General features: G+C 65.5%; 16 protein-coding genes. 5 read left to right on the top strand and 11 right to left on the bottom strand.

What is annotated here, in order from left to right:
- The first annotated feature begins 45 nt into the window (after window positions 1-45).
- The 3 genes from GJ695_RS17580 to GJ695_RS17570 are packed head-to-tail and all read left to right on the top strand — an operon-like array spanning window position 46 to window position 5,796.
- Window positions 46-1,245, top strand: coding sequence for an efflux RND transporter periplasmic adaptor subunit (locus tag GJ695_RS17580; protein WP_154366964.1), 1,200 nt, complete (start codon window positions 46-48; stop codon window positions 1,243-1,245).
- Window positions 1,246-1,256: 11 nt separating this feature from the next.
- Complete coding sequence (locus GJ695_RS17575; RefSeq protein ID WP_154366962.1) at window positions 1,257-4,382, top strand: efflux RND transporter permease subunit; 3,126 nt, start codon at window positions 1,257-1,259, stop codon at window positions 4,380-4,382.
- Window positions 4,383-4,392: 10 nt separating this feature from the next.
- Complete coding sequence (locus GJ695_RS17570; RefSeq protein ID WP_154366960.1) at window positions 4,393-5,796, top strand: efflux transporter outer membrane subunit; 1,404 nt, start codon at window positions 4,393-4,395, stop codon at window positions 5,794-5,796.
- Here GJ695_RS17570 and GJ695_RS17565 read toward each other — a convergent pair.
- The 8 genes from GJ695_RS17565 to GJ695_RS17530 form a co-directional block, all read right to left on the bottom strand.
- Window positions 5,787-7,091: a sensor histidine kinase gene (locus tag GJ695_RS17565; RefSeq protein ID WP_154366959.1), complete on the bottom strand. Its 1,305-nt coding sequence runs from the start codon at window positions 7,089-7,091 to the stop codon at window positions 5,787-5,789. The two genes, GJ695_RS17570 and GJ695_RS17565, sit on opposite strands and share 10 nt — an antisense overlap.
- Window positions 7,067-7,732, bottom strand: a complete 666-nt coding sequence (locus tag GJ695_RS17560; protein WP_154366957.1) for a response regulator transcription factor — start codon at window positions 7,730-7,732, stop codon at window positions 7,067-7,069. The genes GJ695_RS17565 and GJ695_RS17560 overlap by 25 nt, the downstream gene beginning before the upstream one ends.
- Before the next feature lie 5 nt (window positions 7,733-7,737).
- Complete coding sequence (locus GJ695_RS17555; protein ID WP_229260278.1) at window positions 7,738-8,082, bottom strand: PepSY domain-containing protein; 345 nt, start codon at window positions 8,080-8,082, stop codon at window positions 7,738-7,740.
- A gap of 78 nt (window positions 8,083-8,160) precedes the next feature.
- Complete coding sequence (locus GJ695_RS17550; protein ID WP_166454994.1) at window positions 8,161-8,808, bottom strand: phosphatase PAP2 family protein; 648 nt, start codon at window positions 8,806-8,808, stop codon at window positions 8,161-8,163.
- Complete coding sequence (locus GJ695_RS17545; protein WP_154366946.1) at window positions 8,798-9,160, bottom strand: histidine kinase; 363 nt, start codon at window positions 9,158-9,160, stop codon at window positions 8,798-8,800. Before GJ695_RS17545 ends, GJ695_RS17550 begins: the two co-directional genes overlap by 11 nt.
- Window positions 9,157-9,915, bottom strand: coding sequence for a COG4705 family protein (locus tag GJ695_RS17540; protein ID WP_154366944.1), 759 nt, complete (start codon window positions 9,913-9,915; stop codon window positions 9,157-9,159). The genes GJ695_RS17545 and GJ695_RS17540 overlap by 4 nt, the downstream gene beginning before the upstream one ends.
- 61 nt (window positions 9,916-9,976) lie before the next feature.
- Window positions 9,977-11,146 carry an ATP-grasp domain-containing protein gene (locus GJ695_RS17535; RefSeq protein WP_154366942.1) on the bottom strand — a complete coding sequence of 390 codons (1,170 nt, stop codon included), beginning with the start codon at window positions 11,144-11,146 and terminating at the stop codon, window positions 9,977-9,979.
- Window positions 11,139-12,293, bottom strand: a complete 1,155-nt coding sequence (locus GJ695_RS17530) for an ATP-grasp domain-containing protein (RefSeq protein WP_154366940.1) — start codon at window positions 12,291-12,293, stop codon at window positions 11,139-11,141. Before GJ695_RS17530 ends, GJ695_RS17535 begins: the two co-directional genes overlap by 8 nt.
- A gap of 174 nt (window positions 12,294-12,467) precedes the next feature.
- Here GJ695_RS17530 and GJ695_RS17525 point away from each other — a divergent pair, with 174 nt between their 5' ends.
- The gene (locus GJ695_RS17525; protein WP_154366938.1) at window positions 12,468-13,478 is read left to right on the top strand and encodes a YncE family protein; all 1,011 of its coding nucleotides are present in this window, start codon (window positions 12,468-12,470) and stop codon (window positions 13,476-13,478) included.
- A gap of 58 nt (window positions 13,479-13,536) precedes the next feature.
- Window positions 13,537-15,159 carry a tetratricopeptide repeat protein gene (locus GJ695_RS17520; RefSeq protein ID WP_154366936.1) on the top strand — a complete coding sequence of 541 codons (1,623 nt, stop codon included), beginning with the start codon at window positions 13,537-13,539 and terminating at the stop codon, window positions 15,157-15,159.
- Here the strand turns inward: GJ695_RS17520 and GJ695_RS17515 are convergent.
- From GJ695_RS17515 to GJ695_RS17505, 3 genes are all read right to left on the bottom strand, one after another.
- On the bottom strand, window positions 15,143-15,427 hold the full coding sequence (locus GJ695_RS17515; protein ID WP_154366935.1) for a hypothetical protein: 285 nt from the start codon (window positions 15,425-15,427) through the stop codon (window positions 15,143-15,145). The two genes, GJ695_RS17520 and GJ695_RS17515, sit on opposite strands and share 17 nt — an antisense overlap.
- A 34-nt stretch (window positions 15,428-15,461) precedes the next feature.
- On the bottom strand, window positions 15,462-15,986 hold the full coding sequence (locus GJ695_RS17510) for a Csu type fimbrial protein (RefSeq protein ID WP_154366933.1): 525 nt from the start codon (window positions 15,984-15,986) through the stop codon (window positions 15,462-15,464).
- A gap of 303 nt (window positions 15,987-16,289) precedes the next feature.
- Entirely contained in the window at window positions 16,290-16,649 is a 360-nt protein-coding gene (locus tag GJ695_RS17505) for a CC0125/CC1285 family lipoprotein (RefSeq protein WP_154366931.1), read from the bottom strand.
- Window positions 16,650-16,675: the final 26 nt, after the last annotated feature.

Here is a 16,675-nt window from a genome sequence, read left to right as displayed (position 1 = left end):
GGCGGCAACCCGTCACCGGCCAGCCGACATCTATGGGATATCGACATGCGAGCTCAACAAAAACACTTCATCTCCGGCGCCGTCATGGCCGGACTGCTGGCCACGCTGGCCGGTTGCAGCAAACCGGCCGCCGCGCCGGCCACCGCGCCAGCGCCGGCAGTGGGCGTGGTTACCGTTCATCCTTCCAGCGTTCAGGTCAGCATAGAACTGCCGGGCCGCACCTCGGCCTACCTGGTGGCGCAAGTGCGCGCCCGCGTCGATGGCGTGGTCCAGCAGCGCGCCTACACCGAAGGCGCCGATGTGCGCGCCGGTCAGCTGCTGTACACCATCGACGACGCGCCCTACCGCGCCGCGCTGGCCAACGCCCAGGCCGCGCAGCAGAAAGCCGCCGCCAATCTGGTGGCCGCCAATGCCCAGGCCGAACGCTACAAGGCGCTGGTCGGCGGCAACGCCATCAGCAAGCAGGCGTATGACAATGCCGTGGCCGCGCAAGGCCAGGCCGCCGCCGATCTGGCAGCGGCGCAGGCCAGCGTGACCACCGCGCACATCAACCTGGGCTACACCAGGGTAGTCTCGCCGATCGCCGGCCGCAGCAGTGTGTCGCAGGTGACGCAAGGCGCTTATGTGCAGGCCAGCGCGGCCACGCTGATGACTACCGTGCAGCAGATCGATCCGATTTACGTCGATGTCACGCAGTCGAGCGCCGCCGGATTGCAGCTGCGCCAGGCCATCGCCAGCGGCCAGCTACGGGCTGACAACAATGTCCAGCCGGCGGTGTCGCTCAAGCTGGAAGACGGCAGCGTGTATCCGCTGCAAGGCAAGCTGCAATTCAGCGGCATCACCGTCGATCAGGCCACCGGTTCGGTGACGGTGCGCGCGGTGTTCCCGAATCCGCAGCACGTGCTGTTGCCGGGCATGTTTGTGCATGCCAGCCTGGTGCAGGGCACGGCCGCCAACGCCTTCCTGGTGCCCGGCCCCGCCGTCAGCCATAACCCGCAGGGGCAGGCCACCGCGCTGGTGGTCGATGCCGCCGGCAAGGTGGCGCAGCGCACGCTGCAGGCCGATACCGTATCCGGCGCCAACTGGGTGGTGACCGGCGGCCTGAGAGACGGCGAGCAGGTCATCGTTGACGGCCTGCAGCAGGTGAAGCCGGGCATGCAGGTGCGCGCCACGGCTGCGTCAGCGTCGGCCGCAGCGGCTCCGGCATCGGCTGCGGCCGCCACCAGCGCCGCCGGCGCGCGCTAAGGAGCGACATCATGGCCCAATTCTTTATCCGACGTCCGGTGTTCGCCATCGTGCTGGCACTGCTCATCATGCTTGCCGGCGTGCTTGCGCTGACCAGCCTGCCGATCGAGCAGTTCCCGCCGGTGGCGCCGCCCACCGTGCAGATCAGCGCCACCTATCCCGGCGCCTCCGCCGTCACCATGCAGGACACCGTGGTCCAGGTGATCGAGCAGCAGATGAGCGGCATCGACAACCTGCTCTACATGTCCTCCACCACCGACGACACCGGCGTCTCCACCACCTCGCTGACCTTCGCCACCGGCACCGATCCCAACATCGCCCAGGTGCAGGTGCAGAACAAGCTGCAGCTGGCAACGCCGCTGCTGCCGGCGCCGGTGCAGCAGAGCGGCGTGCAGGTCACCAAGTCCACCAACTCCTTCCTGATGGTGGTCGGCTTCGTCTCGACCGACAACAGCATGAACAAGTTCGACATCGCCAACTACGTGGTGTCCAACGTCCAGGGGCCGCTCAGCCGCATCAACGGCGTCGGCAACATGAACGTGTTCGGCACCCAGTATGCGATGCGGGTCTGGCTCGACCTCGCCAAGCTCAACAGCTACTCGCTGTCGCCGCAGGACGTCACCGCCGCATTGACCGCGCAAAACGTGCAGATCTCCGGCGGCCAGCTGGGCGCGGCGCCGGCGGTGCCCAACCAGCAGATCAACGCCACCATCACCGAATCGACGCTGCTGCGCACGCCGGCCGACTTCGGCAACATCCTGCTCAAGGTGCAGACCGGCGGCGCGCAGGTGCGCCTGCGTGACGTTGCCCGCATCAACCTCGGTCCGGAAAACTACAACGTCGACAACAAGTACAACGGCGGCCCGGCCAGCGGCATCGGCATCCAGCTCGCGCCCGGCGGCAACGCGCTGCAAACGGCCAACGCCATCCGCGCCCAGCTCGACCAGCTGGCGCCCTACTTCCCGCACGGCCTGAAAGTCGTGTACCCGAATGACGTCACGCCCTTCGTCAAGATTTCCATCGAGGAAGTGGTCAAGACCCTGATCGAAGGCATCGCCCTGGTGTTCCTGGTCATGTATTTGTTCCTGCAAAACCTGCGCGCCACGCTGATCCCGTCGATCACGGTGCCGGTCGTGTTGCTGGGCACCTTCGGTGTGATGTCGGCCTGCGGCTTCACCATCAACACGCTGTCGATGTTCGGCATGGTGCTGGCCATCGGCCTGCTGGTCGATGACGCCATCGTGGTGGTGGAAAACGTCGAACGCGTGATGCATGAGGATGGCCTCGGCCCGCTGGAAGCCACGCGCAAGGCCATGGGCCAGATCAGCAGCGCGCTGATCGGCGTGGCGCTGGTATTGTGCGCGGTGTTCGTGCCGGTGGCCTTCTCCAGCGGCACCGTTGGCGGTATCTACCGCCAGTTCTCGCTGACCATCGTGATCTCGATGCTGCTGTCGGTGTTCGTGGCGCTGTCGCTGACACCGGCGCTGTGCGCCACGCTGCTCAAGCCCGCCAACGAGGATCACGCCAAGCAGAAAGGCTTCTTCGGCTGGTTCAACCGCACCTTCGACCGTGGCCGCGACAAGTACGTGCACGGGGTGCGCGCCGTCGCCGCCCGCTCGGGCCGCTGGATGATCATCTACGGCGTCGTCATCGCCGCGGTGCTGGTGATGTTCATGAAACTGCCGACCTCCTTCCTGCCGAACGAGGACCAGGGCTTCATCTTCGTCCAGGTGCAGGCGCCGGTCGGCGCCACGCAGGCGCGCACCGGGGCCATCCTGGACCGTGTCGACCAGTACCTGCGCACCCAGGAAAAATCGGTGGTGGAAGCGACCTTCATGGTCAACGGCTACAACGACGCCGGCCGTGGTCAGAACCAGGGCCAGCTGTTCCTGCGCCTGAAAGACTGGTCGCAGCGCACCGCCGCCAACCAGAGCGCCGCCGCATTGAGCGACCGCATCACCCGCCATTTCGCGCATGACAAGGAAGCCGTCATCACCACCATCAGCCCACCGCCGATCCGTGGCCTGGGCAGCGCTTCCGGCTTCGACTTCGAGCTGCAGGACCGCGCCGGCCTCGGCCACGACCCGTTGGCCAAGGCGCGCGACCAGTTGCTGGCCATGGCGGCCAAGGATCCGGCATTGGCGCAAGTGCACCTGAAAGGCCAGACCGAGAATCCAACCTTCAAGGTGAACATCGACCGCGAAAAGGCCGCCGTGCTGGGCGTCGCCCCGGCCGACATCGACCAGGCGTTCTCGATCGCCTGGGGCGCCAAGTACGTCAACAACTTCCTCGATACGGACAACCGCATCAAGAAAGTCTACGTGCAGGCCGACGCGCCGTTCCGCATGAATCCGCAGGACCTGGACCAGCTCTACGTGCGCAACAGCAGCGGCGGCATGGTGCCGTTCAGCGCCTTCGGCAGCGCCGGCTGGACCTACGGCCCGCCGCAGCTGCAACGCTACAACGGCGTCGAGTCGATGGAAATCCAGGGCCAGCCGGCGCCCGGCTACAGCACCGGCCAGGCCATGCAGGCGATGGAACAACTGGTCGCCAAGCTGCCTTCCGGTATCGGCTATGAATGGACCGGCAGCTCGCTGCAACAGAAACAGGCCAGCTCGCAGGCGCCATTGCTGTACGGCCTGTCGATCCTGGTGGTGTTCCTGAGCCTGGCGGCGCTGTACGAAAGCTGGTCGATCCCGATTTCGGTCATCATGGTGATCCCGATCGGTGTGCTGGGCGCGCTGGCCGCCACCTCGCTGGCGGGGCTGACCAACGACGTCTACTTCCAGGTCGGCCTGCTGACCACCATCGGGCTGTCGGCCAAGAACGCGATCCTGATTGTCGAGTTCGCCCGCGAATTGCAGCAGCAGGGCCGCTCGGCGCTGGAAGCGGCGGTGGAGTCGGCGCAGATGCGCTTGCGCCCTATCGTCATGACCTCGATGGCCTTCCTGCTCGGCGTGCTGCCGCTGGCGCTGTCGAATGGCGCCGGCTCGGCCAGCCAGAACTCGATCGGCACCGGCGTCATCGGCGGTACGCTGGCCGCCACCTTCTTCGCCACCTTCATGATTCCGATGTTCTTCATCGTCGTCATGGACAAGCTCGGCAGCCGCAAGGCCAGCGCCGAACAACCCGCATAGGAACACGACCATGAAAACTTTGACTCTCACCGTGGGCGCGCTGCTGGTGGCGCTGGCCAGCGGCTGCTCGCTGCAACCGGTCTACCAGCAGCCCGACAGCGCCGTGCCGGCGCTCTATCCGGCCGCGCAGGGCGCGCCGGCGGAAAAGCCGACCGCCGCCGCCACCGACTGGCGCCAGGTGCTGACCGACGCCCGCCTGCAACGTCTGGTCGAGCTGGGACTGCATAACAACCGCGACCTGCGCGTCGCCATGCTGAATGTCGAGCGGGTGCAGGCGCAGTACCGCATCGCCCGCTCGGCGCTGGCGCCGCAGATCGGCGCCCAGGCCGGCATGGATGCCGCCCACACGCCCGACGGCATCGGCGGCAAGCCGGCATCGACCAGCCGCAGCTACTCCGCCGGTTTGACGGCGGCCTGGGAACTCGATCTGTTCGGCCGCCTGCGCAGCCAGTCCGACTCGGCCTTCCAGCAATACCTGGCCAGCGGCCACGCGCGGCAGGCGGCGGAAATCCTGCTGATCTCGCAAATCGCCGACCAGTACCTGACCACACTGGCGGACGACGCCCAGCTCAAGCTGACGCTGGACACACGCACCGCCGCCGAAGCTTCATATCAACTGGTCAAGCTGCAATACGACACCGGCACTGTCTCCGAACTGGACCTGCGCCTGGCGCGCACGACGGTCGACCAGGCGGACGCCAACTATCAGGTCCAGCTGCGCCTGCGCGCCCAGGCGGAAAACGCGCTGGTGCTGCTGGTGGGCCAGGCGCTGCCGGCCGACCTGCCGCCACCGGGCCGCCTGGACGACAACCTCATCATGGCCGACATGCCGGCCGGGCTGCCGTCCGACCTGCTGCTGCGTCGGCCGGACATCCTGCAAGCCGAGGCGCAGTTGCGCGCCGAACACGCCGACATCGGCGCCGCGCGTGCCGCCTTCTTCCCCAACCTGTCGCTGACCGCGACGGCAGGCAGCCAGAGCGCATCGCTGGGTGGGCTGTTCGCGGCCGGCACCGGCGCCTGGACCCTGTTGCCGGCGCTGACCATGCCGATCTTCAACGCCGGCGCCAATCAGGCCAATCTCGATGTGGCCGTGGTCAGCCGCGACATCGGCGTGGCGCAGTACCAGAAAGCGGTGCAGACGGCGTTCCGCGAAGTGGCGGATGGCCTCGCCGCACGCGGTACCTATACCGCGCAACTGGCGGCGCAGCAGCGGGAAACGACAGACCAGCAGCGCCGCCTGGAACTGGAAAACATGTTGTACAAAAATGGCGTGGACAGCTACCAGAACGTGCTGTCGGCGCAGACCGCGCTGTACACCGCGCAGCAGTCGCTGTTGACGGCCCGCCTGAATCAGCTGACCAGCCTGGTGGACCTCTACCGCGCGCTGGGCGGCGGCTGGCAGCCTCAGTCCTGAAATCGCACCGACACGCGCAGCCCTTGCTGCTGCGCGGCGTCGGTCCAGTCCAGCAGCACCGTCGCGCCCATGCGGCGGGCGATTTCCGCCACGATGGACAAGCCGAGCCCGGAGCCGGACTGCTCGCTGCCGAGCACGCGGAAGAATGGATCGAACACCCGTTCGCGCTGCTCCGGCGCGATGCCCGGTCCCCGGTCGCAGACTTCGATGATGACCTGGCCGCCATCCGCATGCGTGCACAGATCGACCTTGCCGCCGACTGGACTGTAGCGGATGGCGTTGTCGGCCAGGTTCTTGACCAGCATCAGCAGGTCAACCGGGTCGCCGGCAACACGCGGATCGCCGGCCGTTTCGACGCCGATGTCGATCTGGCGCGCTTCCGCCAGCGGCATCAGATCCTCCAGTACGCGCCGGAAGGTGTCCAGTACCGGCACCGCTGCGGAGGCACGCGGCAACACCGTTTGCGCCCGCGCCAGGGCCAGCATCTGGTCCAGCAGCACGCGGCTGCGTTCGATGCCGAGGTGGAGCGCCTCGACGCGCTCGGTTGCCGCCGCCGGCAGCGCGGTCGCGGCGAGAGCCTCGGCCTGCAGCGACAGCGCGGTCAGCGGAGAACGGAGTTCATGCGCGGCATCCGCCACGAAACGGCGTTGCTGCTGCATGGACTTCTCCACGCGCGCCAGCAGGCGGTTGATGGCGACCACGAACGGCCGCAGTTCAAGCGGCAGGAAGTCCGGCGCCAGCGCCTGCAGTTCGCGCTCGCCGCGCTGGTCCGCCTCGCGCGCCAGCGCCGCCACCGGCACAAACAGCCGGCGTACCAGCAGCACGACCAGCAGCGGCAACAACGGCACAAGCAACAACAGCGGCAGCAGCGTGCGCAATGCGCTGTGGTTGGCGATCTCGTCGCGGAACGCGATCGCCTGCCCTACCGCCAGGCGCAGGCCGGGCGACACGGTGCGCAGCAGCACCCGGCAGGCGACGCCGTTCATGCTGGCATGGTGCATGCCGTCCGGCAGCGCCGCCAGCCCGGCCGTTGCCGTGCGACGCAGGCCAAGTATCATGACCGGCGCTTCGTCGTCACCGACAAACTGGATGGCGCCGGCGACCGGCAAACGATCTGCGCCATACAGTGCGCCGACCTGGCGCAACGTCTGATCCTGCATTTCATTGGCTTCGTCCAGCGCGGACAGATATGACACGGCGGCGGCCAGCGCCGCCACCAGCAGCATGGCAACCGCCAACCACCATGACAGGCGCCATTGCAGGGATAATCTCAGGCGCTCCTGGAAACCATCCATCCCACACCCCGCACGTTTTTGATCATGCTGCCGCCAAGCTTCTTGCGCAGCGCGTGGATCAGGAATTCCACAGCGTTGCTCTCCACCTCCTCGCCCCAGCCGTAAATGCGCTCTTCCAGATCGCTGCGCGACAGGATCGCTCCCGGCCGCAGCAACAACGCCTGCAACAGCGCGAACTCGCGCTGGGTCAGTTGCACCGGCGCCACGCCCGGCGCCGACGCCTCGCGCGTAACCGGGTCCAGCGCCAGCACGCCATTGCCGAGAATCGGCGAACCGGCGCCGGCGTGGCGCCGCAGCACGGCCCGCATGCGCGCCAGCAATTCGGCCATCTGGAACGGCTTGAGTACATAATCGTCGGCGCCCGCATCAAGACCGGCGATGCGGTCTTCCAGGCTATCGCGCGCTGTCATGATCAGCACCGGCACCTGGTTGCCGCCGGCGCGCAGGCTGCGCAGCACGGCGACGCCGTCGCGCTCCGGCAGGCCCAGATCCAGCAGCACCGCGTCGTAGCGCTGGCAGGACAGCGTGTCGAGCGCCGTCCTGCCATTGCGCACCCAGTCGGCGGCGCAACCGGCCTCCTTCAGCGCCGCATGCATGGCTGAACCTATCATCGGATCGTCTTCAACCAGCAGAACGCGCATGACGCTTAGTCGTCCTTGTCTTCCTTGTCGCCGCTGTCGACCTTGTCCTCCACCGACGACAACACCTTGCCGCTGGCGGCGTCGATGCGGACGTCGAACACCTTGGCGCCGTTGACGACTTCGACTTCATAGTGCGGCCCTTTCTTGTCCACTTCGAATTCGGCGCGCGCGGCCTTGCCGCCGGCGCTCTGTTCGGCGGCGGTGACGGCCTGGACCAGCGAAGTCTGGGCTTTGGTCACGGCAACGGCGTCGTTTTCCTTCATGTCGGATTTCTCCGCAAAGGCAAAACCACCGGCGCCGATCAGCGCAGCCGCGAGCGCGGCGAGATACATTTGACGTTTGTTCAGCATGACAGCCTCCAATAAGGTAAGCGCGAATCTGCGCTGGAGACAAGCTTGACGGCGCACACTTAGCGTTCACTGAGCAAGTCAGCGATGCATCTGCCGCATCGCCATCGCCAGCCCCTGGCACCAGCAGAACGCCGCGCACCAGCCGGCCAGCACATCGGAGGGATAATGCACGCCCAGGTACATGCGCGACACCCCCACCAGGACAACATAGACGACGCCCAGCACCAGAAAGCCGCGATGCACGCCATGGCGCCGCACCAGCCACAGAGACGCCACCAGCGCCATGGTCTCCATCGCGTGCCCGCTGGGGAAGCTGTAGCTGGTTTCATGCACCATCGGCTCCCAGTAAGTAGGACGAATGCGTGCAAAGCCGTGTTTGGCCGCCACGTTCAGCAAGGCCGCGCCGGCATTCGCCAACAGCAGATACAGCGATGCGTAGCGCTCGCGCCGCAGCCACCACAGCGCCAACGCCAGCAGCGGCACCACGGTCCAGACGGAACCGAGCCAGGTGACCGCTTTCATGGCGAGGTCCAGCGGACCGTTCGACAGTCCGCGCAGCCAGTGCAGCACCGGTTCATCAAAAAAGATATGCTCGCCTTCCGCCACATCCTCCGCCAGCATGCCGAACAACATCAGCGCCGCCAGCAGGACCACGAACAGCAGAATCGCGCCGGTGTACCTGGCAACGCGCGGCGGCGCCTCCAGATCCGATGGTCTATTGGTCATTCCGGTCCATCGCTTCCAGCAGGTCGGCCATCGCACGCTTGCACTGCACCGGGTCCGGCTTGCTCGCCCGCAGCGCCGGCAAGGCATTGTCGATGGCCTTATCGACCACATGCCAGCTGGCCGCCGCGCGCGGTTTCAGGCCCGACTCCGCCTGGTCCCAGCTGGTTTCCAGATCCTTGATGCGCGCCTTGGCGCCAGCCAGGTCGCCCTTGTCCACCAGCGTCGAGGTATCGCGCGCAATGATCTGGAACCGGCTGAGGTCACCCAAACGGGTGAACGCGGCCGCATGGGCGGCGCAGGAGATGAAAGCCAATACCACCAGCGCGGCGGCGAGAATACGTGCAATTTTCATGATTTTTCCTTCGAGTTAAGTTGCTGAACACTGACCATGGTGACCAGGCCTGCGATCACCACAAGGAACACGGCGCTGGTGTGGATGGTTCCCCAGCCGATGCCGCCGTATTCCTGCGACTGCGACAGCAGATCGCCCAGCGACGCACCGAGCGGCCGGGTCAGGATGTAGGCCAGCCAGAACGTCAGCACCGCGTCGGCGCCAAGCCGGCGGGCCACATAGATCGCCGCAATCAGGCCGCCGAACACCACCACGCCGACCCGGAAGCCCAGCCCCAGCGCCTCGGTGGCCAGATCGCCCGCCGCCGTGCCCAGCGCGAAGGTCAGCAGGATGGCGGCCCAGTAAAACAGTTCCCGGCGCAGCGTGACGATGCTGCGGATGTCCAGCGTCCGTTCGCGCCTGTACCACAGGGCGAACACCAGGGCCAGCAGGATGCTGAACGCCGCCGTGCTGGCATACAGGCTGACGCCCAGGCCGTCCGTCAGGGCATCGGTGATCTGCGTGCCCACCACACTGAGCAGCACGACCGTCAGCCAGTACACCCAGGGAACATAGCGGGCCTGGCGCAACTGGTACAGCAGCGCCGCGATCAGCAGCCCGCCCATCAGCGTGCCGGTGTAGGCGGCGCCCAGGCCGGCATTGACGGCAAGGTAATCGGCGCCGGTCTCGCCCACCGTGGTCGACAGGATCTTGATGAGCCAGAACGTCAGGGTGACTTGCGGCACCTTGTTGAAGGATCGGGGATGAATGGGCATGCGGCGCTCCGTGCTTGTTGGTCGTTGTCGACATTACAAAGCACGGATCATTAAAACCGTATTAACGTCTCCGGCTATCGAGCATCCGGCGGAAGGCGGCAAACAGCTTGCGCATGGCCGGCTGCTTGTACGGGAACAGTTGCTCGTCATCCATGGCATGCACCGCCATCGCGGTGCCGATCTCGAACACCAGCAGTTGCCCGTCGGCAGTCTCCGCGCAATCGATGGTCAGGTAGTCCAGTCCGGCGCGCTGGTGGATCTGCCGGATTGCCGCTGCATGCCGCAGCGCGAAGCCGGAGTCGAAATCGTGCATGCGGTCGGCTTCTTCGGCGCGCTTGGCGGCGCTGTGCTCCATGCCGGCGTTCAGGTAGTGGATCATCCAGTGCGAGGAAATGCCCAGGTGGCTGATGAACGGCTGGCCGTCAATCAGGGCGATACGGTATTTGCGGTACAACCCATCTTCGCTGCGGTAGTCGACGAACGGCGACAGGTAGAATTCGGCGGCATCCACCTCGGCGAGGTACTGGCGCAGCTCGCCGCCATGCGTGAGCAGCGCCAGGTCGCGCCCGGCGTGGGAGTCGGTTGGACGGATGATGCAAGGGTAGCCCTCGTCCCGCACCGCGCCGCGCGCGCTGCGCCAGGTGGGCGGCATGGCGACGCCGTCGGCTCCGGCCAGCAGCGTGCTGACGCTGTCGCGCGACAGCGCGGCGATGCGTTCAGGGGTGTTGATGACGGGACGCGGCCAGTCCGGCACCGCCTCGGCCAGCCGCTGCAACAAGGCGCGGTTGGCGTCGGATTCCGCCATGGCGACCAGCATCGCATCATGCAGCGGCACGGTTTCCGGCCATGGATGGTCGGCCGTCAGGTACAGCAGTTCGAGCGACACGCCGGCGTCTTCAAGCAGCAGTTCCACCGGCGTATTCCACATCAGTTCGCCCGGTCCCATGATGACCAGCACGACCATTTCCGGCGCGGAGGCCGGCAGCGCGTAGCTGGTTTGCAGGCCGAGCGCGCGCTGTTGCAGCAGCATCGCCGCGTCGGGCTGTCCCAGCAGTTGCAGCACGATGGATGCGTCCAGCAGACCGTTGGCGTCGTCGGGATGATCGCGCACGCGCCGCAGCAGAGTGGCGGCCAGCGGCCCCAGATCGCGGCCCTGCATGGCCAGGCGCATTGGCGGCGCCATGCCGATCAGCGGCGCGAAGGGCACGGCGGCGCGCAACAGCTCATCCATGCGCGGCTCCCTTCAGCATGGCGCGGAAGGCGGCAAAGACCCTGGTCATCTGCACGTGTTTGTAGGGATACATGTCCACCGAATCAACCGCATGCACGAAACTGACATTGTCGGCTTCGAAGAACAGCAGTTGTCCGGCCGGCGTTTCGCCGCAATCGATCACCACGTAATCCAGTCCGATGCGGCGGCCGATTTCCTCCAGCGCGGCCGCATGGCGGAGTCCGAAGCCCTGGTCGAAATCCGCCATGAAGCGCGCCTCTTCGTCGCGCCGTTCGGCGGCTTGCTCCATGCCGGCCGACTGGTAATGCACCACCCAGTGTTGCGAGATGGCGTAGTGGCAGACGTAGGCCTTGCCGCCCATCAGCACCAGCCGGCATTTACGGTACAGCCCGTCGGCGCTGCGGTAGTCGATATACGGCGCGAGGTAGAACTCCGCCTCGTTCTGCACCGCAAGGTAGTCTTCGATGTCGCGCGCGCATTCAAGGCGCGCCAGTCCCTTGCCGGCCTGCGAGCGCAGCGGCCGCACGATCAGCGGGAACGACTCCGCCGCGTTCAAGGCCATCCATTCAAGCTCATCCCGGCTGACCGCATAGGTGCGCGGCACAACCACTCCGGGAATATTGCGCAGCAAGGCGTTGAGCGCATCGCGCTCGAAGCCGAAGTCGGAGCGCGGCTGGTTGAGCACCGGGCCGCTGGCCTGCGCCAGCAACGGCGCCATGCGCGCGAACAGCGGTCCGTGGCGTTCGAAGTGGCCGGCGGCGACAAACACCACATCGTGCGGCGGCAACTCGGCAGGCAGCGGCGTGTGTTGCGTCACGTACAGCAGATCGCACGCGATATCGCTGCCGTCGAGCAGGAAGCCCACCGGCGTGTTGTCGAGCATGAAGCCGCCGGCCAGGAACACCAGCACGCGCAGGGCCGGCGGCTGGATATCGGCCGCCAGGTGGTAGTGCTGACGCTGCTGCAGCGCCTGCACTTGCAGCTCGGCGGACTCCGCCTGCTGGCCGAAAATCTGGAACAGCTGCGCCATGCGCATCAGCAAATGGCCACTGTCCTGCTCCGCGCCGGCGCTGTCGAGCAGCTGTTCCAGCGTGTGGCCGGCGTCCAGTAAGCGCACGAGTTTAAGCATGCTGGTATAACGATCCATCACTTCCATTCCTTGCTGTAAGACATTGATGCCGCTCATTAAATCGGGCCGAAGATTAAGGCTGAATTAACAGCCGCGGCACGTTTTCACATGAACTTTTTTTAATCTGGAAGAGAGATCGCGTTAGCGTCCGGCGGCGCATGATGGGAGGTTTCTTGTCTTGATTGGAATAAGATGAAACCCCTGTTGAAACTGAGCGCCCTGGTGGCGGGCCTGTTGCTGGCAACCTCGGCCATGGCGGCCGATCCGCTGCGCTTGTTGACGACCACGCCGCTGCCCCACGTCAGCGGCGGCGACTTCGATCACTTCGATGTCGACCTCGAACGCGGACTGCTGTACGTCCCTACCGAGGAATATGGTTCCATCGAGGTATTCAGCCTGCCGGATGGCCGCCATCTGCGCAGCGACCGCACACTGGCGCGCTCGCCGCACAAGCTGCTGCTGGCCCATGGCGGCGACGAACTGTGGATCGCCGACGCCGGCGCGGCCAGCCTGAAGATTGCCGACGCGACCAGCTTCAAGGTCACCCACAGCATCGCTGTCGAAGCCCAGCCGGATTCCGGCATCGTCGATGAGAAGCGCGGGATTTTCTACCTCGGCAATGGCGGCAAGACCAGCGAAGATCACGCCTACATCAGCCGCATCGCGCTGGCGGATCACGCGCTGCTCGGGCGCATCGCCGTGCCGGCCAGGCAGGTCAAGGCCATGGCCATCGATCCGGCCACCGACCGCCTGTTCGTCAACTTCCGCGATCGCAATGAAATCGGCATCATCGATTTAGCCAGCGGCAAGCTGGCCGGCATCTGGCAGGTGCCCGGCCCCAGCCGCAACTCGGCGCTGGCCTTCGATCCGCGCAGCAACCGGCTGTTCGTCGGCTCGCGCAAGCCGGGCAAGCTGTTCGTGCTGGATGCCGCCGACGGCAAGGTGGTGCAAACCATGGACATCGTCGAGACCTCGGACGAAATCATCGTCGACGCTGCAAACCAGCGCCTGTACATCGCCGGCGCCGGCGGGCTGGATGTGATCGCCGCCACCACGCCCGACCACTACGTCATCGAACAGCATATCGATACGCTGGGCGGCAAAACCGCGCAGTATGTGCCGTCGCTGCACCGGCTGTACGTGGTCCACACCAGGGGTCCGCAGGCGGCGCAGGCAGGTTTGCAGGTGTTCGAGGTACGCTAGCGCACTGCCGCAATCAGGTTTACACTGAAGAGGTACTCCCCACCTACAGGAGAGATCCATGCGACTCACCGCCGCCGCTGCGGGCGTTCTCTTCATGCTGGCCGCTCCCTGTACCTGGGCGCAGCACGAGCACCACGACGCCATGCCAGCGCTTGGCACGGTACGCTTCGATACCTCCTGCATGCCGTCGGTGCAGCCCGAATTCAACCGGGCGGTGGCGCTGATGCACTCGTTCCAGTTCGGTCCGGCGATTGACGGCTTTCGCGCCATCCTCGCCAAGGATCCAAATTGCACCATCGCCTACTGGGGCATTTCCCTGAGCAGCTGGAGCAATCCGTTCGCCAATTTCAAGTCGCCGGCGCAGCTGGCGCAGGGATTGCGGGCGGTGGAGGCTGGCCGGGCCAAGGCGCCGGCCACAGCGCGCGAGCGGGCGTATCTGGATGCGGTGGCGCAGCTCTACACCGACAGTGCGCGCATCGCGCAGTCGTCCCGTCTCGACGCGTATGAGAAAGCGATGGCCAAGGTCAGCGCCGACTATCCGGACGACATCGAGGCGCGTATCTTCTACGCACTGGCGCTGGCGGCGGCGGCCGATCCGGCCGACAAGCACTTTGTGAAACAGCTCAAGGCCGGCGCCATGCTGGAAGCGCTGTTCGTCCAGTATCCCGATCATCCCGGTCTGGCGCACTACATCATCCATGCCTACGACGAACCGGAGCTGGCCGCGCGCGCAGCGGAAGCCGCCCGCCGCTATGGCGCCATCGCGCCGGCCACGCCGCATGCGCTGCACATGCCGTCGCATACCTTCACCCGCATGGGCGACTGGAAGGCGTCGATCGCCACCAACATGGGTTCGGCGGAAGCGGCGCGCAAAGCGGGCCAGCCGGCGGACGAGCTGCATGCCAGCGACTACATGGTCTATGCCTATCTGCAAACCGCGCAGGACGAGGCGGCAAGAAAACTGGTGCTGGCGTCGGCGGAAATGTTCAGGCGTTTCGATCCGGCCAATGCGAATGGCGCGGCGCCGGCATCGGCGGCGTTTTTCGCCAATGCCGCGATACCGGCGCGCTATTGCCTGGAGCGCCGCGACTGGACAGCGGCCATGGCGCTGACGCCGCGCGCCAGTCCCTTCCCCTACGCCGACGCGATCACCATTTTCACGCGCGGCCTCGGTGCGGCGCATCGGGGCGATACGGCGGTCGCGCAGGAGTCCATCGATGCGCTGGCCGGCATCCGCGAGCGGCTGCGCGGCGCCAAGGACGGCTACTGGTCGGATCAGGCGGAGATTCAGCGACTGGAGGTGTCGGCGCAACTGGCGCGCAGCAACGGCGACAACGCCGGCGCGCTTGCCACCTTTACCCGCGCTGCGGAAATGGAGGATGTGACGGAACTCGCTTCGATCACGCCGGGACCGTTCGTGCCGGCGCGCGAGATGCTGGGCGAGTTGTTGCTGGACATGGCGCAGCCGGCGCAGGCGCTGGTGCAATTCAAGGCGACGCTGGTCCGGCATCCGAACCGCTACTGGTCGGTGTACGACGCGGCGCTGGCGGCAAGCCGCTCCGGCGATCCGCGCGCGGCACAGACGTATTACCAGCAACTGCTGACCATCGCCACGCCGGCGGACGAACCACGGCGCGCTTCACTGCTGGCGGCAGGCGCCGCCCTCAAGGCAGATCGCTAGCGGTGGCTTCCGCCGCCGACGTCAGTTTGATCAGCGCATCATTGCGTGGCGTTTCCACCACACCTAGCAACTTGCCAGTGCGCTCCTCTTCGATCGTGGCGACCAGCGACGAGCAGACGGGGCTATCAGGAATAAAGCGCACCAGGATGCTGCGGCGCTCGTTCTCCAGAAAATCCGCTACCTGCAAGGCCTCGCTCACCAGCCGCTCAACCTGTGAATGTTCTTCTTCAGGAATGGCCGGCGACAGCCATTGAAATCGCATATCCATGATTGCTCCTCATGTGAAAGTCTGGGAAGAACAATCAGAAGTACACGGTAGCGGTGATGGTCGATTTGTAGGTGTCTGGTTGCGGCGTCATTTGCGCCGGCACCACGCCATACACGGTCAGGGTCTGAGCGACGCCGCTGCCGACGCCCGATTTGGTGTCGGTGCCTTGCGTGTTGCCCCAGTTGGAACCACCCGACGATTGCAGCAGGTTGTAGGCCACGGTGCTGGTGTTGGCGCCGGTGCCGCTCATCACGCGCGCCGCCGTGGTGGAGCCGACGCCGGTGCCGGCGTTCAGGCCGACGTTGTACGGCGTGGTGTTGGTGCAGGTGACGCTCAGGGTGCTGTTGACCGTGACGTTGGTGGCCAGCACGCCTTGCGACTGACCGAAGTCCAGCGCGTTGGCGGAGATGATGCAGTCAGCGATGATCTTCAGCGTCACGTCGAAGTTGGCGGTTTTGCTGCCGTTGCTGTACACAGCGGCGCTGGACAGGCTGGCGATCAGCGAAGCGGTTGCGAAGGCGATGACGGCGATACGTGGTGCGCGGCGGGTGGTGTTCATGGCTAACTCCTAAGATTGAGATATACAAAAATTTTTAAGGGATTTTTTGTAGCTCAACTCGCTGCTTGGGAGTTGTTCTGCCCGCCGGGGAGGCGGAAGACCGGGCTGTCATGTGGCCCGGCCAATACAGGTGCTGCTCTGCTGCTTTTCGGCTTTCTCGTTGGCTTTTTAGCGGTGAGTCAGCGTATGGACGTATTATTGCCCAAAGAAAATATCCATGCTTTTCCGCAACGAGATAAAACTTTTGCTGGAAGAGAATTTCGCAAAAATATTTTCAAATAGTGCGTTGGCGTAGCAAATTCGCTACTTGCATTGCACTTCGTACAGGGTTCCGAGCCTGTCGCACACGGCGCGCGCCTCGTATTGCGCGGCGTCGGTTGGACGCTGCCTGAACATGCGCACCACCACCTCGGGACCGGGCGGCGCCGACAGCGTGAAATGGCTGTAGCCCTGTTGCAGCGTCAGCTCTGCGCTGCGCAACAGGGAGTAGTCCTGAACCTGCTGCGGCATCGTATACGGTGTGGCGTCGACCTTGACGCGCCACACGCCCGGCTCGATCGCCGCCTCGCTGTAGCCGCCCTCGCTATTGCGCGGGTGATATTCGGTGGCGCAGCCGGCCAGCAGTGCGGTGGCTGCAACGATGAAAGTGAATGTGTTTCTCATGCCTTACTCCTGAATAGAAATCCTCT

The organism is Duganella alba (genome assembly GCF_009674495.1).
Taxonomy (GTDB): Bacteria; Pseudomonadota; Gammaproteobacteria; order Burkholderiales; family Burkholderiaceae_D; genus Rugamonas; species Rugamonas alba.
Note: the sequence above shows the minus strand (reverse complement) of the source record. Positions and strands in the feature narration are given on the sequence as shown.